The organism is Mitsuaria chitosanitabida ATCC BAA-476 = NBRC 102408, assembly GCF_001598255.1.
Classification (GTDB): domain Bacteria; phylum Pseudomonadota; class Gammaproteobacteria; order Burkholderiales; family Burkholderiaceae_C; genus Roseateles; species Roseateles chitosanitabidus.
The window spans coordinates 19294-40524 of record NZ_BCYP01000015.1; the positions used below are offsets into that span (position 1 = coordinate 19294).

21 protein-coding genes are annotated in these 21231 nt (G+C 69.9%); 11 read left to right on the forward strand and 10 right to left on the reverse strand.

The genetic code is table 11. The features are described from left to right. The first annotated feature begins 75 nt into the window (after positions 1-75). Positions 76-1122, forward strand: coding sequence for an ATP-binding protein (locus MCHT01_RS09260; RefSeq protein WP_067064915.1), 1047 nt, complete (start codon positions 76-78; stop codon positions 1120-1122). Here the strand turns inward: MCHT01_RS09260 and MCHT01_RS09265 are convergent. From MCHT01_RS09265 to MCHT01_RS09280, 5 genes are all read right to left on the reverse strand, one after another. Further along, positions 1076-2191, reverse strand: a complete 1116-nt coding sequence (locus MCHT01_RS09265) for a glycosyltransferase family 4 protein (protein WP_067064884.1) — start codon at positions 2189-2191, stop codon at positions 1076-1078. The two genes, MCHT01_RS09260 and MCHT01_RS09265, sit on opposite strands and share 47 nt — an antisense overlap. 159 nt (positions 2192-2350) lie before the next feature. After that, complete coding sequence (locus MCHT01_RS09270) at positions 2351-2638, reverse strand: hypothetical protein (RefSeq protein WP_067064886.1); 288 nt, start codon at positions 2636-2638, stop codon at positions 2351-2353. A 207-nt stretch (positions 2639-2845) separates the two neighbouring features. Continuing rightward, positions 2846-3409, reverse strand: coding sequence for an Lcl C-terminal domain-containing protein (locus MCHT01_RS26135; RefSeq protein ID WP_169806110.1), 564 nt, complete (start codon positions 3407-3409; stop codon positions 2846-2848). A 405-nt stretch (positions 3410-3814) separates the two neighbouring features. Then, positions 3815-4009 carry a hypothetical protein gene (locus MCHT01_RS09275; protein ID WP_067064887.1) on the reverse strand — a complete coding sequence of 65 codons (195 nt, stop codon included), beginning with the start codon at positions 4007-4009 and terminating at the stop codon, positions 3815-3817. Positions 4010-4013: 4 nt separating this feature from the next. Next, positions 4014-4667 carry a TetR/AcrR family transcriptional regulator gene (locus tag MCHT01_RS09280; RefSeq protein ID WP_067064889.1) on the reverse strand — a complete coding sequence of 218 codons (654 nt, stop codon included), beginning with the start codon at positions 4665-4667 and terminating at the stop codon, positions 4014-4016. Positions 4668-4952: 285 nt separating this feature from the next. Between MCHT01_RS09280 and MCHT01_RS09285 the strand changes: the two genes are divergently transcribed. Together MCHT01_RS09285 and MCHT01_RS09290 are read left to right on the forward strand one after the other, a co-directional pair. Then, positions 4953-8246: a di-heme oxidoredictase family protein gene (locus tag MCHT01_RS09285; protein WP_067064891.1), complete on the forward strand. Its 3294-nt coding sequence runs from the start codon at positions 4953-4955 to the stop codon at positions 8244-8246. A gap of 136 nt (positions 8247-8382) precedes the next feature. Continuing rightward, positions 8383-8982, forward strand: a complete 600-nt coding sequence (locus MCHT01_RS09290) for a YdeI/OmpD-associated family protein (RefSeq protein ID WP_067064892.1) — start codon at positions 8383-8385, stop codon at positions 8980-8982. 22 nt (positions 8983-9004) lie between these two features. Here the strand turns inward: MCHT01_RS09290 and MCHT01_RS09295 are convergent, their stop codons facing one another. Beyond that, the gene (locus MCHT01_RS09295; RefSeq protein WP_067064893.1) at positions 9005-9376 is read right to left on the reverse strand and encodes a YciI family protein; all 372 of its coding nucleotides are present in this window, start codon (positions 9374-9376) and stop codon (positions 9005-9007) included. A gap of 126 nt (positions 9377-9502) precedes the next feature. Between MCHT01_RS09295 and MCHT01_RS09300 the strand changes: the two genes are divergently transcribed. Beyond that, a complete protein-coding gene (locus MCHT01_RS09300) occupies positions 9503-9832 on the forward strand; it encodes a YciI family protein (RefSeq protein ID WP_067064895.1) in 330 nt (109 codons plus the stop codon). A 44-nt stretch (positions 9833-9876) separates the two neighbouring features. Here MCHT01_RS09300 and MCHT01_RS09305 read toward each other — a convergent pair whose 3' ends face one another. Beyond that, positions 9877-10092, reverse strand: coding sequence for a putative motility protein (locus tag MCHT01_RS09305; protein ID WP_067064896.1), 216 nt, complete (start codon positions 10090-10092; stop codon positions 9877-9879). Between the two features lie 202 nt (positions 10093-10294). Between MCHT01_RS09305 and MCHT01_RS09310 the strand changes: the two genes are divergently transcribed. Continuing rightward, positions 10295-11164: a hypothetical protein gene (locus MCHT01_RS09310; protein WP_067064898.1), complete on the forward strand. Its 870-nt coding sequence runs from the start codon at positions 10295-10297 to the stop codon at positions 11162-11164. 172 nt (positions 11165-11336) lie between these two features. Here the strand turns inward: MCHT01_RS09310 and MCHT01_RS09315 are convergent, their stop codons facing one another. Then, entirely contained in the window at positions 11337-12041 is a 705-nt protein-coding gene (locus MCHT01_RS09315) for a hypothetical protein (RefSeq protein ID WP_148661460.1), read from the reverse strand. A 232-nt stretch (positions 12042-12273) separates the two neighbouring features. Here MCHT01_RS09315 and MCHT01_RS09320 point away from each other — a divergent pair, with 232 nt between their 5' ends. Continuing rightward, positions 12274-12642 (forward strand): tetratricopeptide repeat protein, encoded by a 369-nt coding sequence (locus MCHT01_RS09320; protein WP_067064902.1) that lies wholly within the window; start codon positions 12274-12276, stop codon positions 12640-12642. 63 nt (positions 12643-12705) lie between these two features. Here the strand turns inward: MCHT01_RS09320 and MCHT01_RS09325 are convergent, their stop codons facing one another. Continuing rightward, positions 12706-13059 (reverse strand): DUF1428 domain-containing protein, encoded by a 354-nt coding sequence (locus MCHT01_RS09325; RefSeq protein ID WP_067064903.1) that lies wholly within the window; start codon positions 13057-13059, stop codon positions 12706-12708. A 546-nt stretch (positions 13060-13605) separates the two neighbouring features. On the opposite strand from MCHT01_RS09325, the gene yfiR reads away from it, so the two are divergent. Genes yfiR through yfiB form a run of 3 tightly spaced genes read left to right on the forward strand, consistent with a single transcriptional unit; the run spans position 13606 to position 16061 of the window. Further along, positions 13606-14178: a regulatory sequestration protein YfiR gene (yfiR, locus tag MCHT01_RS09330; RefSeq protein WP_067064905.1), complete on the forward strand. Its 573-nt coding sequence runs from the start codon at positions 13606-13608 to the stop codon at positions 14176-14178. After that, positions 14175-15413: a diguanylate cyclase DgcN/YfiN gene (dgcN, locus tag MCHT01_RS09335; RefSeq protein ID WP_067064908.1), complete on the forward strand. Its 1239-nt coding sequence runs from the start codon at positions 14175-14177 to the stop codon at positions 15411-15413. The genes yfiR and dgcN overlap by 4 nt, the downstream gene beginning before the upstream one ends. 21 nt (positions 15414-15434) lie before the next feature. Then, complete coding sequence (gene yfiB, locus MCHT01_RS09340; RefSeq protein WP_084452268.1) at positions 15435-16061, forward strand: outer membrane lipoprotein YfiB; 627 nt, start codon at positions 15435-15437, stop codon at positions 16059-16061. 106 nt (positions 16062-16167) lie between these two features. Here the strand turns inward: yfiB and MCHT01_RS09345 are convergent, their stop codons facing one another. Further along, the gene (locus MCHT01_RS09345; RefSeq protein ID WP_067064909.1) at positions 16168-17613 is read right to left on the reverse strand and encodes an NAD-dependent succinate-semialdehyde dehydrogenase; all 1446 of its coding nucleotides are present in this window, start codon (positions 17611-17613) and stop codon (positions 16168-16170) included. A 204-nt stretch (positions 17614-17817) separates the two neighbouring features. Here MCHT01_RS09345 and MCHT01_RS09350 point away from each other — a divergent pair, with 204 nt between their 5' ends. After that, positions 17818-20427, forward strand: a complete 2610-nt coding sequence (locus tag MCHT01_RS09350) for a DUF3772 domain-containing protein (RefSeq protein WP_084452270.1) — start codon at positions 17818-17820, stop codon at positions 20425-20427. Between the two features lie 76 nt (positions 20428-20503). Further along, on the forward strand, positions 20504-21100 hold the full coding sequence (locus MCHT01_RS09355; protein WP_067064911.1) for a flavin reductase family protein: 597 nt from the start codon (positions 20504-20506) through the stop codon (positions 21098-21100). Positions 21101-21231: the final 131 nt, after the last annotated feature.

Genomic DNA, 21231 nt, shown 5'->3' on the forward strand with positions numbered 1-21231 from the left:
GGCCACGCGCCCGCCGTGGCGGACGCCGCGGCCGTGGCCGCCGCGGGCAGCCTGAGCCGCCGCATCGTGGTGTCGATGACGATGATGGCGTTCTGGCTGACGGCGATGGTGATCGGTGGGTCCTTCGCCTTCTACTACCTGATGTCCAAGTTCCAGCCCGACATCCTGGAGACCGAGAGCTGGGAGCTCACGCCGCCGGAGATCGCCTGGATGGTGGTCACGACGGTGGCCGCGATGTCCGGCGCGGCCTGGGTCGCGGCGCGGCTCGCGCGGCGCATCCTGATCCCCTTGAACTCCGTGGCCGAGGGCATCCAGCGCGTGGCCGCCGGCGACCTGGGCGCGCGCGCCATCGGTGGTGACCTGTCGCTGGGCGAGGCCTCGCGGCTGGTGGAGGACTTCAACTCCATGGCCGACCAGCTGGAGCGCGTGACGCAGGAGAAGGCGCAGTGGAACGCCGCGATCGCGCACGAGTTGCGCACGCCGGTGACCATCCTGCGCGGCCGGCTGCAGGGCCTGGCCGATGGTGTCTTCGAGCCGTCGCAGGAGCAGTTCCTCAAGCTGCTGACGCAGGTCGAGGGCCTGACGCGGCTCATCGAGGATCTGCGCACGCTGGGGCTGTCCGAGAGCGGCCACCTGCTGATGCAGGTGGTGGAGACCGACCTTGGGGCGGAGGTCCGGCAGGTCACCGAGGTCTACGAGCACACGCTGCGCGGCGCGGGCCAGCACATCGAGCTGGACCTGCCGCCGGCGCGCGCGCACTGCGACCCGGTGCGGATCCGGCAGGTGCTGCTGGCGTTGCTGGAGAACGCGCGCAAGTACGCGGTGCCCGGCGCGGTGCGGGTGCATGCCGGCGTGTCGGGCGGCAGCTGCGTGCTGCGCGTCGAGGACGAGGGGCCCGGGGTGCCGGCCGCCGCGGCGCAACGCGTCTTCGAGGCCTTCTGGCGCGCGGAGAGCTCGCGGTCGCGCGACAGCGGCGGCACGGGCTTGGGGCTCGCGGTGGTGGGCGCGATCGCACGCGCGCACGGCGGTCAAGCGGTGTGCGTGCCCTCCCCGCTGGGCGGCACCGCCATCGAGCTCACCTGGCCGAACGTTCCGGCGGCACCGACGACCCCGATGGCATGAGTCGCTTGGACTGCCAGGCGCCGCCGGAGATCAACGCGCGATAGAAGGACTCGATGCGGGCGACCGCGGCGTCGCGCTCGTACAGACCCAGGTCGTAAGTGACGCGCTCGCGCGCCGGCCGCAGCCCGGGCATCGGCATGCGCAACCCGCGGATGCGCGCCAGCAAGGCGGCGCTCAGCGCGGGCACGTCGCCGATGGGCACGAGGGTGGAATGCGCGTCCGACAGCAGTTGTCGCGCGCCCTGGGTCCGCGTCGCCACGATGGGCAGGCCCGCCCGCATCGCCTCCAGCAGCGTCAGCGACAGGTCCTCCTCGCGCGACGGGGAGACGAACAGGTCCATGTCCTCGAGCGCGGCGTCGATGTCGTCGCGATGGCCGAGGAAGTGGATGCCGGGGTGGTCGTCGGCCAGACGCTTGAGCGCCCTCGCCTGTCGCCCTTCCCCGATGATGGCCAGGACGGCGTGGCCGGGCGCCGACTGCATGAAGGCGCGGATCAGCAGGTCCACGCCCTTGGACCGGGTCAGCCGGGCGACGGTCCCGATCAGCACCTGGTCCTCGGCGAGCTTGAGGCGCTCCCTCAGCCCGGGGCCGGGCCGCGCGGCTCGCGGCCGCGGCGCCCAGGGCGGCACGACGCGCGCCGCGCCGAGGTAGGTCCCGAGGGTGTGCCATTGGTCGCGATTCAGGCAGACGACGCCGTCCAGCAGCTCATGCCGGCTCGGCTCGAAGCCCTGATGGAGCGTCCCGACGCGCACCACGCCGTCGCAGCGCGACACGGCCTTGCAGGCCGGCCCGAGGTGGCCGTGACAGACATCGGCCTGATGCCGGCGCAGAAGCGCGTGGAGACGCGCGTCGCGCAGCAGCGGGAAAGGCAACGCATGCCAGGTGACGCCCTGGGGCACGGAGCGCCGCAGGCGGGCGCCGGAGCCGACGACGTGGACCGCATGGCCGGCGACGGCCTGGGCCTCGGCCAGATCGAGCGCATGGCGCTCCGCGCTGGATCGGCCGCGTGAGAACACGACATGGAAGATCGTCAGCGGCGAGGGCCCGAGGCCGGGAGGTGTGGACAGCATGGGAAGAAGTCTCCAACCGGGGTGTGGACGCCCCGTTGACGATGTGTGGAGATTTCATGGAGAGCGTTCTGGATGAACGCGACCCTGTCTCCCGACAGGCGCGGTGATCCGGATCGAATCCCGGCGCTCAAGGCGGCCGGTTGATGCCGACCTTCGCGGTCACCGGCCGCACGGGTCCTTCGGGCAACCGCCAGCCGGATCCAGGTGAACCAGTCGCTTGAACGCTGTCGTGTCGATCTTCACCACCCTCGATCCGACCCGCGCGACACCACCGGCATCGATGTAGTACACGTCTCCGGTTGGCATCGCGATCTTGGCCCGGACATTCCGCGCGCAGTAGGCCTCCTTCGACACAGGCGCTTCGGCGAGCAGCCGCGCCAACGAGTCGGCGTTCGCGTGGTACAGGTGTCCGATGGACTCGATCTGCTCCTCGTGAATGCCGGTCATGCGCTGAATCTCGAATCCGAAGTAGTGGATGCGGGCTTGCGCCGCATGCTGCGCGGGTGCTCCGGCGCATACGCTCCCGGCGAGGAGAAGCCCGAGGAGAAGCAGAGTTCGTCGCGAAGATCCGCAGAGCCGAGACGGGCGAGCTTCATTCGCTGAATGCTCGTCATCGATCATTGACATGGCGCAAGGACACCCAGAACGCCAATGTCACATCGTGGTCCTGCGATAGCGCCAGAAGACTTGAAGGAGCACAAGGCTCGCAAGCACCTGGGGCAAAGAACTCGGTTCCGGGACTTCGCGAACATCGCCATCTCGCACAGCGACCGCATAGAGACTTATCGTCTTCACCGAACTGTTTCTGAAACCATATCCGTTCCAGAAGTTCAGGGCTCGCCCAGAATCAAGCGGATCCTCCGTGCCTAGCCACCAGAAACCAGCCGAGAAGTTAACAAAAGGCCGACCATCCAGATTGCTGGAGTAGTCGACTTGCCAGTTGTCAGTGTGCCCCAGCGTTTCAAAATACAGATGTGCGATCTCATTCACGCCGTTCGACACCGTCGGCAATCGCCAATCGTCATAGCCCCCGATCTTCAACTCGGAGGCCCACTTCAAGGAAGTGATCCAGTCCATTCCTCCATCGGCTGTGGCTCCAGAGTACTTTTTCGTCTTGGCAAGATTCCAGTCTTGCAACCAAGTGATGTTGAGCACCGTGTCATAAAACGCATCCGCAACACCGTCACCATCCAGGTCACGCGCTTCAAGCGTACTCACTCGCGCATTCACGGGCTCCGCCGCGACTGGCAGGCTCAATCCGACAGCAGCGAGATGGATGAGTATTGCCAAAAAGGGCACTCTCCCCTTCATGGGCGAATCTGCAAAGATCCTCTGGCTAGAACCCCACCCCATAGCTTCTCCTCCGTGACGAACGCGACTGTATCGAAGGTTTGCACACGTTAGATCTCCAGCCCCGCGATTGAGGGTCAAAGCGCCGCTCACTGTTGGGCTCACCACCGACATGCATTTCGCCTACGTCGGCCGGTGAAATATCGGACACGCGTGTATGTATATCGGCTTGCTCTCTCAAGCGATGGACGCCCAAGAAGGCGATCATTTGACCCGCGCATGCCGGGCCACTTCGCCGTCAATGCTTACGTAGAGCGTATCGCCGCTCTCCAATCAATTGGACAGCTTGATCAAGAGCGTCCTCATGCATTCGCAGCGGGAACGGGACAAGCCCTCGTCCGCCCAGCGCAGCACCAGCCTCGTCCTGTGATCGACGCTGGTCGTCAGGAATGGTCTGGCGATCTGCCTGCCGCAGGTTCCCTGGATGGTCGTGGACAGCAGCACAGGAATCGCAACGAACACCCGCATGGGGTCAGGCCTTGCCACCCTTGAACAGCAGCTCGTCCATCACCTTCATGTAGGCCTTGATCGTCTTCGGATCCGACGCCCCCATCCCCGCCGTCGCCTCGATGTCCGGCCCCATCACCGACAGCGTGTTGGCCAGCGACACCATCGCGTAGTACAGCAGCACCGGCTCGCCCTTGGGCAGGTCGCCGCTCTTCTGCGCCGCCTTGATCAGCGGCTTCACCAGCTCGAAGTGCGGCCGCAGGAAGTGCTGCGCCATCCACTCCTGCCGCTCGCCGTCCGGGCTCTCCTCCCGCCGCTGCAGCATGAAGCGGTGCAGGTGCGGGTGGACGATGGTGAAGTGGAAATAGGCGTTGAACTCCTGCCGCAGCTGCTCCAGCGGGCTCCCGGTCCGCGCCTGGCCGATCAGCCCCTCCCGCGCCCGCTGCAAGGTCTCGTAGACGTGGGCGGCCACCGCCTGCCACAGCGTCTCCTTGGATTGGAAGTGGTAGCTGATCAGCTGGTGCGTCAGCCCGCTGCGCTCCGCGATGGTGCGCATGCTCGCCGACTGGAAGCCGTGCTCGGCGAATTCCCGCAGCGCCGTCTTCAGGATCGTCTGCTTGGTGTCCGCCGAGCGCTGCTGCTCGCGCCGTCGCGTGGTGGTGGAGTCCGAAGTGCTCATCGTCTAGGTCATGTCCCGGTCACATCCGCAACCCTAACAGCGTGAAGCGACCGTCAAGCCTGCCCCTCGCCACCGGAATGTAGAGAGCCGTGTCCATTCCGTTGCCGACATCCCGGGATTCGTGTGCATCCTGAAACACATTAAAACTTGCCGGGTGGCAAAACAAACCAGACACTCCGCCGCGTTTGCCCCTCGAACGGGGGACAGGCAACGGCGCGCCGACACCACGCGGCGGCCGTCCACCACACCACCACAACGCACCCCACAGGCACGGGAGGGATGGATATGTCGTTCCATCGACTCGGATACATCACGGGCAGGGCCGTCATCCCTGCGCTCCTCGGCGCCGCGCTGCTCGCGGCTTGCGGCGGCGGGCAGTCCGATGCCGGCCCCGACGCCAAGATCTCCTCCACCTCGACGGCGGACTCCGCGGCGCGGGCCAAGGCCTTGGGCGGCGACGTCAGCGAGACCGCACTCACCCCCGTGGCCGCCACCTCCAGCGCCACCGAGCGCGGGGACCTGTCGGCCGACAAGGCCATCGACCACGACGACACCACCCGCTGGGGCAGCGCGTTCACCGACGACGCCAACCTGACGCTGGACTACGGCACCGCCGTCGACATCTCCCGCGTGCTGATCCATTGGGAGAACGCGCACGCGACCCAGTACGCGATCCAGGTCTCCGACGACGGCACGAACTTCACGACCATCAAGACGGTCGCGAACAGCCCCGGCGGCACCGAGAACATCACCGGCCTGACCGGCCACGGCCGCTACCTGCGCATCCAGGGTCAGGGCCGCTCGACCAACTACGGCTACTCGATCTTCGAGATCCAGGCCTTCACCGGCACGCCGGTCCCGCCGGTCACCACCCCGACCGATCCGACCACGCCCGACCAGCCCACCACCCCCACCACGCCCGACGGCGACACCAGCCAGCCCGGCGTCGCGCTGAAACCGACGGCGGTGCTCGCGTCCAGCGTCGAGAACAACGGCCTGGCCGCCGCCAACGCGGTCGACGGCAACCTGGGCACGCGCTGGGCCAGCAAGGCCGAGGACGGCGCCTGGATCCAGTTCGACTTCGGCGCCGCGGTCAACCTGGGCTACATGAAGCTGGTCTGGGAGAACGCCTACGGCAAGGCCTACCAGATCCAGATCTCCAACGACGGCAAGACCTGGACCCAGCTGCGCGACCAGCAGAACGGCAAGGGCGGCACCGAGGAGTACTACAACCTCGGCGTCAAGACCCGCTACGTCCGTCTGCAGGGACAGACACGCGCCACCAACTACGGCTACTCGCTGTTCGAGGTCGAGTTCAAGTCCATCGGCAGCGACAACAGCATCCCGACGACGACCACCACGCCCTTCCCCGCGCCGGCCAACAGCAACGTGGCCGCGCTGTTCCAGCCGCAGGCACCGATCGAGACGCTGCAGTTCACGCTGCCCGACGGCACGCTGGTCACCCGCTTCGGCCAGCGCGGCGTCGGCCGCCACGGCCGCGAGCGCGGCGAGGACTGGAACGAGATCGGCTTCGGCCCCAACGAGACCGTGGACGCCAATGGCAACCCGGTCGACAAGGGCCCGGGCAACTACATGAACTTCGTCGCGAACTACTTCCGCAACCGGACCTGGGGCGTGGAGTTCATCGACAACAGCCGCGTGCCCGGCGTCACCAAGCCGCGCCTGATCGTCAACCAGTACTTCCAGGAAGCGCAGCGCGGCGGCGGCCACTCGTTCTTCCGCCGCATCGACGATCCGCATGTCACCGGCTACGGCTGGATGTCGCCCGGCCAGCTGCTGGACAACACCACCTACACCGACGGCTTCAAGGACCTGACCTCCTGCCCGGTCATGCCCAAGCCGCCCGCCAACGGCCTGCTCAAGCCCTCGACCGGCTACGCCGGCGTGATCGGCGCGAACGACGGCTGCTCGGTGGTGCTGGACAACATGCCCGGCCACTCCGACCTGTCGCCCAACGCCGACGGCGTGCTGGTGCCCAACGGCGTCAACATCCCGGCGCGCAACCTCAAGCTGGGCGAGGCCATCGAGTTCACCGGCTCCTTCTTCTCCAGCCGCGCCGCGATGGACGCGATCGGAGACAAGGGCGACTTCCGCTACTACACGACCGAAGTCATCTACGTGATGGGCGCCGGCCTGCAGCCCTGGTACGGCATCCAGCCGCGCCTGAACAGCACCCCGCTCCCCGAATCGACCTGGTCGGGCGGTCTGGGCTCCGTGTCCTACAACTATTCGGACGAAGGCTTCCGGATGTTCCAGCAGCCCTTCAACAACATCGGCATGCAGAACCTGCAGCGATTCGTCGAAGGCCGCCGCACCGTGCACAGCAGCTTCGTGACGGGCGTGCACGCGGAACCGGGCAACGACCCGATGACCTCGATCCAGAACCTCACCGGCCCGCGCTTCAGCGCCACGGCCTGCGTGCAGTGCCACACCAACAACGGCCGCAGCCCGGCACCGTTCTCGATCGGTCAGCGCCTGGACACCATGTCCTTCCACGTCGCGGTGCAAGGCGCCGACGGCGCGGTGCGTCCGGACCCGCGCTACGGCTCGGCGATCCAGATGAACGCGGTGTCGGCCTCGGGCCAGCCGCAGGACTGGGGCAACGCGGTGCGCGTGGTGGGCTTCGACACCTCCAGCGTCACCCTGGCCGACGGCACGAAGGTCGAGCTGCGCAAGCCCAAGTTCGGCTTCGACGGCCCGGTCCCGCAGCTGTGGTCGGCGCGCCTGGCCCAGCCGATGATCGGCGTGGGCCTGCTGGAAGCCGTGCCCGAGGCCGACATCCTGGCCCGCGCCCGCACCCAGCCCGACGTGGACGGCGTGCTCGGCAAGGCCAACTTCGTGGTCGATCCGGAGACGGGCGAGACGCGCCTGGGCCGCTTCGGCTGGAAGGCCTACAAGGCGAGCGTGCGTCATCAGGCGGCCGCCGCGCTGCTGAACGACATGTCGGTGACCTCGCCGGTGTTCCCGAACCGCAGCTGCGCGACGGACCCCGCGGGCTGCCGCACCGCCCCGGCGCAGAAGGGCATCCAGGAGACCGACCTGACGGCGCTGACGCAGTACATGCAGCTGCTGGCCGTGCCGGCCCAGCGCAGCCTGTCCAGCGGCTTCCCGCGCGGCGTCGCGCCGACGGACGAGCATCGCGTCGATCCGGCGCAGGTGGCCTCGGGCCGCAAGGTCTTCGACGCGCTGCGCTGCGCGGCCTGCCACACGGCGGAGATGAAGACCGGCAACACGCACCCCTTCGCGGAACTGCGCAACCAGACCATCCGTCCCTTCACCGACCTGCTGCTGCACGACATGGGCCCGGCCCTGGCCGACAACCTGCCGGAAGGCAAGGCGCAGGGCGCGATGTGGCGGACCTCGCCGCTGTGGGGCATCGGCTACACCGACAAGGTGCAGGCGTCCGCGCCGGTGGGCTACCTGCATGACGGCCGCGCCCGCACCCTGACCGAAGCCATCCTGTGGCACGGCGGCGAGGCGGAGAAGTCGCGCCAGCGCTTCCAGCAGCTGTCGAAGATGGACCGCGACGCCCTGCTGGCCTGGCTGAAGTCGCTGTGATGGGAGGCTGAGCGCGGGAGCGCTCGGTCGCCCCCCCCACCAACGCCGCGGTGATCCCGCGGCGTTGCTCGTTGGGGCCTTCGCTGCTGCCAAACGACGGCACGACGGGGCGGCGATCTCCGGCACACTCCGCCGCATGGCCGACACCCCCACCGATCTCGCCCCGGTCCTCTTCAAGACGGCCAAGGCCTTCGAGACCTGGCTGAAGAAGCACCATGCCGCGTCCGACGGCCTGTGGCTGAAGATCGCCAAGCGGGGCGCCGACGAGCCCAGCGTCACCTACGCTGAGGCGGTGGAGATCGCGCTGTGCTGGGGCTGGATCGACGGCCAGAAGCGGGGCCTCGACGAGCAGCACTTCCTGCAGCGCTTCACGCCGCGACGCGCGCGCAGCATCTGGTCCAAGGTCAACATCGACAAGGTCGCCCGGTTGATCGAGACCGGCCGCATGCAGGCGCCCGGCCTGACCCAGATCGAGGCCGCCAAGGCCGACGGTCGCTGGGAGCGCGCCTATGACAGCCCCCGCACGGCCTCGGAGCCCGAGGACCTGCTGGCCGCGCTGGCGGCCGCCCCGCAGGCGCAGGCCTTCTACGCCACGCTCAACGCGGCCAATCGCTATGCGGTGCTGTGGCGCATCCAGACCGCGGTGAAGCCCGAGACACGCGCCCGGCGCATCGCGCAGGTGATCGAGAAGCTCGCCCGCGGCGAGTCCTTCCACTTCTTCAAACCCAAGGCCTGACCGCCCGGGCCGGCACCGTCGCTCACGGCGTCAGATAGAAGTCCAGCGGGATCAGCTCGACCGCCCAGCCACCGGCCTCGCCGATCGTGGCGGCCGGATGCATGGCGGCGATGCGCTGCGCTTCCTCGGGCGTGTCGGCCTCGATGATGAACAGGCCGCCGACGACCTCCTTGGCCTCGGTGTAAGGCCCGTCGGTGACCAGCGTCTTGCCGGCGCGCGGGCGCAGCGTCTTCCACCGGTCCAGGTCGCCCAGCGACGCGGACACCAGCATCTTTCCGGTGGCGCGCATCTTCTCGTCCAGGGCCGGGCATTGGCTGACCAGCGCCTTGACCTCGTCGGGCGACATCTGGGCGAAGGCTTCGGGCGTGAAGTAGGCGAGGCCGAGGTATTTCATGGGAAGGGTTCCTTCAAGGGGTGATGTCCGGACGACGGATGACGCGGCCGGAAATCGACACGGGCTCGTCAGGTCGGGGAATCCCGATTGCCCGGTCGGGGCGATGGCATCGCGAAGGAGTTCCCCATGCCGAGGTTCATCACCGTGGGATATGGCGACGAGGCGGGCTACCAGCGTACCGCGCCCGAACGGCGTGATGCGGCGCACGCGCAGGACGCCCGCCTGAAGGCCGGGGGCGCCTTGATGGGCATCGCCGGCGCGCCGGTTCAGGTCCGGAATCCCGACGACGGCGGCCTCCAGACGACGGACGGGGCCTTTCTGCGCAGCGCGCTGCCCATCGCCGGGTTCGCCGTCATCGAGGCCAGGGACTTGCAGGAAGCGATCGCCCTCGTGGCGAAGACCCCATGCGCCGTGGCCCATGGGGTCGTGGAGGTCTGGCCCCTGCTGGAGCGGTGAGTCGCGATCCGCCGCCAGAGCCGGGCGCCGACCGCGCCGGCGGATCAGGCGTAGGTGTTGACGTTGCGCCCGAGGCTGCCCTCGGTGGCCAGGGCCGGCGCCTGGGGCAAGGCGGCGAGCAGCGCGGCGGCGCCGGATTCCTGCGTATCCAGTGCCTTGCGCAGCACCAACAGGCTGGCGGCATTGCCGACCGTGCCCGGCGTGCTGTTGGAGGCGCTGCTGACCGCGGCGTTGACGCTGGAGGAGTTGGCGATGTTCATGTCTTCAATATCGGCCGCTTGCGCGCGGCGCTGAAGTCTCTTTTCGCGAAACCATGGCGGCGCCGTGGAGAAACCCGATCGAGGCGATCCGGCCGACGTTCCGCCATCGGGTACAAGCTCGGGGATGAGCCCCCATCCGTCCTGTCCCCGCGGCTGAGCGGTTGGTGAACGGGCTCCGGCAGCGACAGGAGAGGATGCAGCGATGAGCAACGTGACGGGGTCGAAAGCCGCCGCCAGCCCGGGCATGACCCGACGAGCCTTCGGCCTGGGCCTGGGCATGACCGCGGTCGCGGCCAGCGGCTGCGGGCGCCGGGAGAACGCCCCTCCCCCACAGGCGCCGGCCGAATCCGCCACGGTCACGCACGCGCGCCGATTCGCCGAGGCGAACCTGCCGCCCGATGCCGTGCCGCTCATGATCGAGAACGCGCGCCTGGTGGATCGGGATTTCTCCACCGCGCCGGTTCGCGCGCAGGTCGCGGGCCGCATCTACGAGTGGCCCGCCAACTACACGACCCCGAAGGCGCGCTCGGATCTGAGCAAGTACGCCGTACCGGGCGCCGACCGCTACGAACTGCCCTCGGAGGACCGTCGGGGCATCGGCGGCTTGACGTTCTTCTGGCCCACGCTTGAGGGCTACTCGCCGACCAACTGGGTCGACGACGGGGATCGTCGGCGGATCGACTATCTGTCGTTCGCGGTTCATGGCACCGACGCGTCCTTGACGGTGGAGCAGGTCATGGCGCGACTGCACCGTTCCCGCGTCATCGAGGCGACGCCCAGCATCACCCGCTTCGGCCTCAGCGGCTACCGCTGGATCAAGCCCGACGGCAGCCACCAGGACCGGGTGGAATGGATCGGTCCCCTGCGGGACGGCGGTCTGTTCCACATGCACAGCCACGACCCTGACAGCCAGGCGGCTCAATCACTGTTCAATCCGCAGTGCGCGGTGGACATGTTCGACCGCGAGAGTGGCGAGGACGTCAGCTACCGCTTCTCGCTCAGCCTGATCGAGCATTGGCGGGCGATCGAGCATGGGACACGCCGGATCATTCGCGGATGGCGTCGGGCGTGACCGGGCCTTCGGCCGGCTCGCCCAAGCGCTGTCGGATCGCCTCGACATACCTCGTCGCCATCGCCCGGGAGCGGGGCAGCGCGCCCCACCGGAAGAGATGCCGGGCCAGTTGGACCTGCAGACTGCCGCGTGCGGCGCGCCGACCTCGCGACGGCTCAGGCGGGCCGCGGCCTCAGTGCAGCACCTCGCCCCGGACCCGGATGCGATTGAGCGCCGGCACCGGCTTGATGCCGCCCACGCACCAGTAGCGCAGCCCGGCCGGATTCGTGAAGGTGACGCCGCCCACGCCGCCGGGGCGCGGCTCCTGGATCTGGAACAAGGCGACGGCATAGAAGGCGCCCGTGGCCGTGATGAGCCCGATGATCGACGCCGCTCCGGCGGTACCACCGAGACGGCCCTGGATGAGCGCGAGCTCGCCGGCCGTCCAGGCGCGGTTGGGGAAGAAGCCCGTCACGTCCGGCGGCAGCGCGTCGCTGAAGACCTCCTTGACGGTGCGATTCACTTCGGGGCGGCTGTCGATCGTGCCGAGGTGGAAGGCGCTCATCACACCGCCCGCCGTGCCGCGCGCGATCAGGCAGCCGCTCATGTAGCCCGTGAGGATGTCGGCGCCCGCGATGGGCAGTTGCGCCGTACGTCCCGGCGCGTAATCGAGCCAGGCGTAGGGCACGTTCGCGCCCTTGGCGATGCCGAGCACGTGACTGGCATTCGAGAGCAGCAGCAGCGGATCGACGGCGGCCGAGTGTCCGTCGAGTCCGTCGTAGGTCAAGGGGGTGGCGACGCCCGCGCTGGGGACGATGGCGCCGCCCACGTTGCCGTTGTTGTCGGGCGGCTTGTTCCAGAGGAAGCGGACGCCCGGGCGAAAGTACCGTTCGATCATGTCGATCCTCGTCGAGGCTTCGTTGAAGGGCGGATGAGCCACGCGCGCTGGCGCGCGCGGGGTCTCCATTGGGCCTCCGATCGAGGCGTGGGTTCATCCTCAATGTGAAGGATCCAGGGGACTTCCGCCTCGGACGGCAGGGAGTCGGCAGGGCGGATACGATGGCCGCCCGCCTCCATGAGAGGCCCGTGGCGGCGATCGCTGCGACGTCCATGAGGGACATCGAGAACCCATGACCCAACCCGACCACGCACCGCCCCCATCCCCTCCCAGCTTGCGGGCCAACCTCGAACGTCTGCTGGCCAGTGGCCGCGATGGCGCCATGCTGCGCTACGGCCTGGGCCAGGCGCTGCTGCGTGAAGAGCAGTTCGATGCCGCCGCGCTGCATCTGCGGGAGGCCACGCGGCTCGATCCGACCTACTCGGCCGCGTGGAAGCTGCTGGGGCGGGCCCTCGAAAGGCTCGCTCGCGGCGAGGAGGCCGAGGCCGCCTGGCAACAGGGCCTGGAAGTCGCCCGGGAGCGTGGCGACCTTCAATCGATCAAGGAGATCGAGGTCTTCCTCAAACGGCGTGCGCGCGCACGTCAGGCTGGCGAGACCTGAGCTCAGACCCGGGGCGCACCGTACGCGCGCCTGGCTGAGGGCGCCTGACCGGCGCCTCGGGGCTCAGGCTTCGACCATGATCTCGAACCCGCCGAAGATCATGCGTTGCCCGTCGAAGGGCATGGTCTTCGGGTCGTGGTCCATGCGCGGGTCTTCCATCGACTTCTTCATCCCTTCGTCGCGGGCCTGGCGCGACGGCCAGACGATCCACGAGAAGACGACCGTCTCGTCGGGCTTGCGCTGCACGGCCATGGGGAAGGACGTCACCTTGCCCTCGGGCACGTCGTCGCCCCAGCATTCGACGACCTGGAGCGCGCCATGGTCCTTGAACACCGCCGAGGCGTCCTGCGCCAGCTGGCGGTAGGCCTCGCGCTTGGCGGTCGGCACGGCGATCACGAATCCATCCACGTAGTTCATTGCGGTTCTCCGGTTGTTGGCGCGGCTCGGTGCCGCCCCCGCTGACACGACGAATGAGGAGGGGGAAGATCGACAGCGCCGCTTCAGGCAGTCCTCACACGCGTTCCGAGCTTCTTCCGATGGCGGCGGTACTCGCTCTCGACGAAGCGCCGGAACGCGGGATTCGCGCCGTATCGAGCCACGTCGAGCGCCGTCAACCCGTGGACGTCCTTGGCGAGCAGATCGGCCCCGTAGCGAACCAATCAGCGGAACCGGCGCGCGCCCGGATCTGCCGCTGCAGACCGGGATCGGCCAGCATGTTGTCGGGGCTGGGTGGGATCCGCCGCGCTGCGCATGCCGGACGGCCGATGCTACAGGCCGGTCATCTCGACTGTCATCGGGCGACACCAGAACACCGCGCCGACGGGCGGCGGCGCGCTGGCCGTCGCGCATGAGCCGCCCCCGACTTCGGGGGGCTTCCGCCCCGAGCCCCGCCATTGCGCCCCCTACACTGACCCGGCTTCGCCGGCCCGTCCCTGACGGCTCCCTCCGGCGGCGCGGCTTCTCATGCGTGGTGTCTTTCTGCTCCGGTTCCTTTCGCTTGTCCTGACCTGTCTGGCAAGCCTGACCCTGGCCGTCCGGCCCGCCCTGGCCCAGGAAAGCCCGTCGCGTCCGCGCAGCATCGCCGACTCCGCGCTCGGCACCGCCGCGGTCGTCGCGAGCATCCTCCAGTACACCCGCTGGCCGACCGAGCACCAACCGCTCCAGGCCTGCCTGAGCCGCGGCAGTGCGGAGGCCGCGTCGCTGCGCGGCCAGCTCGCGGGCACGCATGGGCAGCGCCAGATCGTCGTGCAGGACATCGAGGTCGACGAGCCGCCGCCCGCCCACTGCGACCTGATCTTCTTCGACGGCTGGAGCATGAACGCCCAGCGGCAAACCCTGCGCGCGCTCAACCAGCGGCCGGTCCTCAGCCTCGGCCTCGGACCCGAGTTCTGCACCGACGGCGGCATGTTCTGCCTCCAGCCCCAGGCCAGCGGCACCCGTTTCGAGGTCAACCTCGACGCCGTCGCCCGCAGCGGCCTGCGCGTCCATCCCCAGGTCCTGCGCCTCGCGCGGCCGCGCCAGGGGGACCGCACATGAAGACGCTCGGCGCACCGCCCGCGACGCTGGGCCTGCGCGGCCTGCTGCGACGCGGTCAGCTGCGTGTCGCGCTGGTCGCGCTGCTCGTGGTCGGACTCGTGCTCACGCTGGGCGCCGCGGTGCTGCTGCGGCTGTCCCAGCAGCACAGCCTGGAGCTGCTGAGCCGGTCGATCGCCTACTCGGTCGAGGCGGCGGTGGTCTTCCGCGACGCCGACAACGCCCGCACCCTGCTCGCCGACCTCGTGGAGGGCGAGCGCATCGTCAGCGCGCGCATCGAGCTCACTGATGGCCGGGTCCTCGCCAGCCATGCCCGCAGCACCGCGAGCCCGCTGGGCCAGCAGCTGCTCGAGCTCTGGTCCGTGCGCGCCGACGCGCCGGTGACCTCCCAGGGCGAGTCCGTCGGTCATGTGCTGCTGCAAGGCGACGCGAGCATGCTGCTCGCCACCATGGGCTGGCTGCTGGTGAGCGTGCTGCTGGGCATGCTGGTGACCGGCTGGGCCGTGGTGCGCGTGTCGCGGCATCAGCTGACGCTGGTCGAGGCGCCGCTGCGCAAGATGCTCGAGCACACCCGCGGCATCCGCCACAGCCGGGCCTTCGACCGCCGCGTGCCCGGCGCCGCGGTGCGCGAGATCGACGAGCTGGCCGGCGACTTCAACGCCCTGCTGGCCCAGGTCCAGGCGCAGGAAGCCGACTTGCGGGCCCGCCACGCGGAGCTCCAGCTCGCGCATGAGGACCTGGCGCGCCGCAGCCGCCATGACGCGCTGACCGGCGCCGCCAACCGCGCCTACTTCGAGCAGCGCCTGACCGAGGCCATCAACCGCGCCAGCCGCGAGCACGAGCAGCTCGCCCTGCTCTTCATCGACGCGGACGGCTTCAAGCAGATCAACGATCGTCTGGGCCACGACGCGGGCGACCAGGTGCTGAGCGCCATCGCCCATCGCCTGCGCGCCGGTCTGCGCGAGCACGACGTGGTCGGCCGCCTGGGCGGCGACGAGTTCGTCGTGCTGGTGCAGCCGCTGCACGACGCGGCCGCCCTGCCCGCCCTGATCGCGCACCTGGAGACCACGGTCTGCCATCCGCTGGACCTGGGTCCGGCCGGCTGGGTCGAGCCCCGCATCAGCGTGGGCACCGCCGTCTTCCCGCGCGATGGCGCCGGCGTCGCGACGCTGATGCGCCATGCCGATGAATCGATGTACCGACGCAAGCGGGCCCGCAGAGGTCCGGACGCGCCATGACGACCGAGGAAGTCGCAGTTCATGAAGTTCCCTCGCACGCCCTCCCGTCCGCCCCGCGGGGCCATCGCGCTCGACGCGCCTGAGACCTCGAGGTCCGCATCGCCGGACGCGCCGGCCACCCACGCGCACGATGCCCCGCGACGGCGACTGTTGAGCGGCCTGGCCGTGGGCGCCGCCGGGGTCTGGCTGGGCGCCCTCGCCGGCTGCCAGACGGCCGCGCCGGCGCCGGAGGCAAGTCCTGGCACCCTGACCGATCCGCAGCGCCAGGCCTTGCGCAAGCTCGGCTTCCAGCACACGGACGCGGGCTGGGAACTCAACCTGTCGATGAGCCTGCTCTTCGACTTCGACTCCGTGCTGCTGCACGCGCCGCAACGCGCCGAGCTGCAGCGCATGGGGCAGAACCTCGCCGAGATCGGCATCACCGGCCTGCGCGTCGAGGGCCACACCGACAGCATCGGCCGCGCGGACTACAACCAGAAGCTCTCGCTGCGCCGCGCCGAGGCCGTCGCGCAGGCCTTGCAGACCTCGGGCCTGGCCTTCAAGGAGCTGCAGGTGCGCGGCTTCGGCATGGAGCGGCCCATCGCCGACAACGGCACCGAGTCGGGCCGCGCGCAGAACCGGCGCGTCGCGCTGATCGTGGCCGGCTGAAGGCGGGACGGCCCAGGACAAAGGGCCGCGACTTTCGCCGCGGCCCTGGCTGATCCGGGCGATCGATCACGCGCTCATCACGGATCGATCGGCGCCCGCGGGACGCTCACACGCCCAGGATCGACACCGCCTTGGTGTTGAGGTAGGCCTCCAGCGCCTCCGGGCCGCCTTCGGTGCCGTAGCCCGAGTCCTTGATGCCGCCGAAGGGCATTTCCGGCGAGGGCGTGGCGGGCTGGTTGATCCACAGCATGCCGACCTCGACGCGGCGCGACAACAGCTGCGCGTTCTTGATCGAGCGCGTGAACGCGTAGCCGGCCAGGCCGAACGGCAGGCGGTTGGCCTCGGCGATCGCGTCCTCGAGCTGGTCGAAGCCGCGCACCGCGGCCACCGGACCGAAGGGCTCGTCATTGAAGACCGACGCCTCCAGCGGCACGTCCGCCAGCACCGTCGGCGCGAAGAAGTTGCCGGCCGAGCCCACGCGCTCGCCGCCGGTGGCGATCTTGGCGCCGCGCTCGCGGGCTTCGGCCACCACCTTGGACATGGCCACCACGCGGCGCTCGTTGGCGAGCGGGCCCAGCGTCGTGCCGTCGGCCAGACCGTCGCCCAGCTTCAGGCTCTGCGCGTGCTTGACCAGCAGCTCGGTGAACTCGTCCTTCAGGCTGTTGTGGACCAGGAAGCGCGTCGGCGAGATGCAGACCTGGCCCGCGTTGCGGAACTTGGCCGCGCCCGCCGCCTTCACCGCCAGCGCCACGTCCGCGTCCTCCGCGACGATCACCGGCGCGTGGCCGCCCAGTTCCATCGTCACGCGCTTCATGTGCTGGCCGGCCAGCGCCGCCAGCTGCTTGCCCACCGGCGTCGAGCCGGTGAAGGTCACCTTGCGGATGATCGGGTGCGGGATCAGGTAGCTGGAGATCTCGGCCGGATCGCCGAAGACCAGGCCCACCGTCCCGGCGGGCACGCCCGCGTCGACGAAGGTCTGCAGCAGGGCCGCCGGCGAGGCCGGGGTTTCCTCCGGCGCCTTCACCAGGAAGGAGCAGCCGGTGGCCAGCGCCGCGCCCAGCTTGCGCACGATCTGGTTGACCGGGAAGTTCCAGGGCGTGAAGGCCGCCACCGGGCCGACCGGTTCCTTGAGCACCAGCTGCTGCGCTGCCAGGTTGCGCGAGGGCACGATGCGGCCGTAGACACGCAGGCCCTCGTCGGCGAACCACTCGATGATGCCGGCGCCGGCCAGCACCTCGACCTTGGCTTCCGCCAGCGGCTTGCCCTGCTCCTGCGTCAGCAGCCGGGCGATGTCGCCGGCGCGTTCGCGCAGCAGCGCGGCGGCGCGGCGCATGGTGGCGGCGCGCTCATGCGCCGACACGTCGCGCCAGGCCTCGAAGCCCTTCTGCGCCGCGGCCAGCGCGCGGTCCAGGTCGGCCTTGGAGGCGTGCGCGACCTTGCCGATGGGCTGACCGGTGGCGGGATTGCGGACGTCGAGGGTCTTGCCGCCGGTGGCGTCGACCCATTCGTTGGCGATCAGCAGGCGGGTGTCGGGATAGGAAGAGGTCGTCATGGCGGCATCCGGTTGGCGTTGGGACCCGGAGCGGCACGGCTCCGGAGACGGGACAGATGGGCGGTGACTCTACCCCTCCTGCCCGGAGCGCCGCGCCGCGCGCGCGACAGTCCCCGTGGGGCGCCCGGCCATTGAGCGCAGGTCGCCCTCTTCGCGGGAGCGCCGCTTGCCGTCCCCGCGGACCCCGACTGCCCTGGTCCCTTGATGCGTGTTCCCTTCCTGACTCGACTGCTGGTCGGCCTTGCTGTCGTTCTTGCCGCCCTCATCGGCATGCACGGGCCCGCCTTCGCCCAGGGCGACGAGGCCGCGCCGGTCGATCCGGCGGTGCAGCTGGACACCGCCAGCAAGGACATGGCGAAGGTCCACAAGGCGGTCGCCGACAAGAACGTGAGCGACGCGGCGCTGCAGGTCGCGCGCAAGCAGGCGCAGACCGCGGCCGCGACGGCCGAGGACGTCATGGGGTCCTACGAGAAGGACCTGGGCGATGCCCAGCTCAAGCTGAAGCAGCTGGGCGAGCCGACCGCCGGGGTCAAGGAGCCCGCGGACGTCGCCGCCCAGCGCGCGCAGTTGCAGAAGCAGGTCGCCGCGCTGGACGGACAAGTGAAGCGGGCCAAGCTGCTCAAGGTCGAGGCCGACCAGGCCGTCACGGCCATCAACGAGGCGCGCCGTCAGCAGCTCGGCGCGCGCCTCGCCGAGCGCGCGCCCTCGGTGCTGCAGGCCGGCTTCTGGGAGGCTCTCGGGGACGACCTGGATCGCGACCTCCCGGCGCTGCGTGGTTTCGGCACGGAACTGGACAGCCTCGCCCGCGCCGTCGCCCCGCGCGCCTGGGCCATGCTGGCCGGCGGCATCGTGCTGCTGCTGATCGCCTGCATCCTGCTGCGCCGCGTGCTCACGCATCTCAGCGTCACCCGCATCCCCGCCGGCCGTCTTCGTCGCTCGCTGAACGCGCTCGGCGAAGTGGCGCTGCGCACCTTGCGACCCGGCCTGATCGCGCACGGCCTAGTGCTCGCTCTGCTCTCCGGCGCGACGCCCAGCACCCGCCTGGCCAGTTGGCTGGACACCGCCGAGGCGATCGCCTGGTTCGCGGGCTTCGTCGCCGGTCTGGGCGCCGCCTTGCTGCTGCCCGCGAAACCGTCCTGGCGCCTGCCGTCGATCTCCGACGCCACGGCCACCCGACTAGCTTGGCTGCCCCGCACGCTGGCCGTGGTCTCGGGCCTGGGCTGGCTGGCCAGCCGGACCGCCTCGCTGCTCGACGCGGGCGAGGCCACCACCTGGCTGGTCGACCTGATCTCGACACTGTTGCTGATGGCGATCCTGGCCGGTGGCTTGGGTCTGATCGCCCGGGCGCGCGATCGCCTGTCGCATCACGGCGGATCCGGCGCGGCCCCCGCGCGGGACGAGCACGCCGCCGTGGCCCGACAAGGTCGGCAGGACGATGACGCCCAGGCCGACCGGGAGATCGCCGACGCCGCCAAGGATGCCAAGGACGCGGACAAGGCCGCCGCCAAGGCCGACATCGCGAAGGCCCAGGAGGCCGCGCTCGCGGCCCGGCCCATGTGGCTGTCGGTGCTGCGCGGCGCGGGCTGGCTGGCGCTGATCGCCGCCGGCCTGGCCTTGTTGATCGGCTTCATTCCGCTGGCGATGTTCGGCATGAACCAGTTGGCCTGGGGTGTGATCGTGCTGTGCTCGGCCTATCTGCTGGTCGTGCTGGTCGACGACCTGTTCATGACGCTGCTCGCGCCGTCCGGGGCGGCGGCGGCCGCCGCGCAGGCCAAGGACGGCGAGCCCGCCAAGGCGGCCGGCGCGGCCGCGCAGGCCCTGCCCTCGCAGCTGGCCCGCACCCGCGAGCAGGCCGCCGTGCTGCTCTCCGGCCTGTGCCGCGTGCTGGTCGGCTTCTTCGCGGTGATCCTGCTGCTCGCCCCTTACGGCGAGGGCCCGCTGGACCTGGCGCGCCGCGCGGGCAGCGTGCAGAACAAGCTCTCCCTGGGCGGCCTGACCCTCGCGCCCACTGACCTGCTCTGGGCCGCGGCGATGCTGGTGCTGGGCATGGTCGCCGTGCAACTGCTCAAGCGCTGGCTGACGCTGCGTGTCATGCCCACGACGCGGATGGATGCCGGCATGCGCGGCTCGGCCACCACGCTGTTCGGCTACGCCGGCAACATCGCGGTGATCGCCACGTCGCTGTCCATCGTCGGCTTCAACCTGGAGCGCATCGCCTGGGTGGCCAGCGCGCTCTCCGTCGGCATCGGCTTCGGTCTTCAGGCCGTGGTGCAGAACTTCGTCTCCGGCCTGATCCTGCTGGCCGAGCGGCCGGTCAAGGTCGGGGACTGGGTCTCGCTGTCCGGTGTCGAGGGCGACGTGCGCCGCATCAACGTGCGCGCCACCGAGATCCAGATGGGCGATCGCTCCACGGTCATCGTCCCGAACTCGGAGTTCATCACCAAGATCGTCCGCAACGTCACCTACGGCGAATCGCTGGGCCTGGTGCAGTTCAAGCTGCCGCTGCCAATCGCGACCGACATCAGCCAGGTCCGCGAGACCATCCTCGCGATCTTCCGCGCCCATCCCGGCGTGCTGCCCGCGCCGGCGCCCAACGTCCAGCTGGACGGCGTCGACGGGATCCACCTGATCCTGAACGTGACGGGCTTCGTCAACTCCCCGCGCGCTGCCTACGGCGTGAAGAGCGACGTGCTGTTCGAGGTGCTCAAGCAGCTGCGCGAGGCCGATGCCTTGCCGCTGGCGGCCGGGCCGGCGCTGCTGGCGGCGCTGACCGGGCAAGGCCCGCCCCTGCCTCCGGCTTCCCCGGCGCGCTGAGGCGGCGACCCGCGGGCGCGGCCACAATCGCGCGGTCCGCGTCGACCGCCTCGGGCCCGCCGCCCGCCCCTGCTTCATGAACGAACACTTCACGCCTGTCCCGCTCGAGAAGGCCTATCGCCTGCTCAACCACGGTCCGACCGTTCTGGTCTCCGCCGCCCACGAGGGAGTGCGGAACGCGATGGCCGCCGCCTGGGCCTGCGCGCTGGACTTCAAGCCGCCCAAGGTCACGGTGGTCATCGACAAGGCCACGCGCACGCGGGGGCTGGTCGAGGGAAGCGGCCATTTCGTGCTGCAGGTGCCGACGGCGGCGCAGCTGACGCTGACCCATGCGCTGGGCACGCGCAGCCTGGTCGAGGATCCGGACAAGCTGGCCCGCGCGGGCGCGACGCTGAGCGATGTCGAGGTCGACGGCGTCAGCGTTCCGCTGGTCGAGGGATGCGCCGCGTGGATGGTGTGCCGGGTGATGCCGGAGCCCCGGAACCAGGCGGTCTACGACCTCTTCATCGGCGAGATCGTCGCCGCTTGGGCCGATGCGCGCGTGTTCAGCGACGGCCATTGGCATTTCGAGTCCGCGCCACTGGAGCTTCGCAGCCTGCACTACATCGCGGGCGGGCAGTTCTACGCGATCGGGGAATCGCTGGTGGTGCCGCAGACGCCGGCGGCGGGGTGAGAGCCCGAAGACCCTCACCCCAACCCTCTCCCGCAAGCGGGAGAGGGGGCAAGAGGGTCTCTGACATGCGGCGACCCTCACCCCCGCCCTCTCCCACGCCGTGGGCGAGGGGGTCACCCACGCTCAGGTGG

Coding starts and splice junctions, on each gene's coding strand:
- MCHT01_RS09260 (WP_067064915.1), top strand. CDS start 76: ATGACGATGATGGCGTTCTGGCTGACGGCGATGGTGATCGGTGGGTCC.
- MCHT01_RS09265 (WP_067064884.1), bottom strand. CDS start 2,191: ATGCTGTCCACACCTCCCGGCCTCGGGCCCTCGCCGCTGACGATCTTC.
- MCHT01_RS09270 (WP_067064886.1), bottom strand. CDS start 2,638: ATGACCGGCATTCACGAGGAGCAGATCGAGTCCATCGGACACCTGTAC.
- MCHT01_RS09275 (WP_067064887.1), bottom strand. CDS start 4,009: ATGCGGGTGTTCGTTGCGATTCCTGTGCTGCTGTCCACGACCATCCAG.
- MCHT01_RS09280 (WP_067064889.1), bottom strand. CDS start 4,667: ATGAGCACTTCGGACTCCACCACCACGCGACGGCGCGAGCAGCAGCGC.
- MCHT01_RS09285 (WP_067064891.1), top strand. CDS start 4,953: ATGTCGTTCCATCGACTCGGATACATCACGGGCAGGGCCGTCATCCCT.
- MCHT01_RS09290 (WP_067064892.1), top strand. CDS start 8,383: ATGGCCGACACCCCCACCGATCTCGCCCCGGTCCTCTTCAAGACGGCC.
- MCHT01_RS09295 (WP_067064893.1), bottom strand. CDS start 9,376: ATGAAATACCTCGGCCTCGCCTACTTCACGCCCGAAGCCTTCGCCCAG.
- MCHT01_RS09300 (WP_067064895.1), top strand. CDS start 9,503: ATGCCGAGGTTCATCACCGTGGGATATGGCGACGAGGCGGGCTACCAG.
- MCHT01_RS09305 (WP_067064896.1), bottom strand. CDS start 10,092: ATGAACATCGCCAACTCCTCCAGCGTCAACGCCGCGGTCAGCAGCGCC.
- MCHT01_RS09310 (WP_067064898.1), top strand. CDS start 10,295: ATGAGCAACGTGACGGGGTCGAAAGCCGCCGCCAGCCCGGGCATGACC.
- MCHT01_RS09315 (WP_148661460.1), bottom strand. CDS start 12,041: ATGATCGAACGGTACTTTCGCCCGGGCGTCCGCTTCCTCTGGAACAAG.
- MCHT01_RS09320 (WP_067064902.1), top strand. CDS start 12,274: ATGACCCAACCCGACCACGCACCGCCCCCATCCCCTCCCAGCTTGCGG.
- MCHT01_RS09325 (WP_067064903.1), bottom strand. CDS start 13,059: ATGAACTACGTGGATGGATTCGTGATCGCCGTGCCGACCGCCAAGCGC.
- yfiR (WP_067064905.1), top strand. CDS start 13,606: ATGCGTGGTGTCTTTCTGCTCCGGTTCCTTTCGCTTGTCCTGACCTGT.
- dgcN (WP_067064908.1), top strand. CDS start 14,175: ATGAAGACGCTCGGCGCACCGCCCGCGACGCTGGGCCTGCGCGGCCTG.
- yfiB (WP_084452268.1), top strand. CDS start 15,435: ATGAAGTTCCCTCGCACGCCCTCCCGTCCGCCCCGCGGGGCCATCGCG.
- MCHT01_RS09345 (WP_067064909.1), bottom strand. CDS start 17,613: ATGACGACCTCTTCCTATCCCGACACCCGCCTGCTGATCGCCAACGAA.
- MCHT01_RS09350 (WP_084452270.1), top strand. CDS start 17,818: ATGCGTGTTCCCTTCCTGACTCGACTGCTGGTCGGCCTTGCTGTCGTT.
- MCHT01_RS09355 (WP_067064911.1), top strand. CDS start 20,504: ATGAACGAACACTTCACGCCTGTCCCGCTCGAGAAGGCCTATCGCCTG.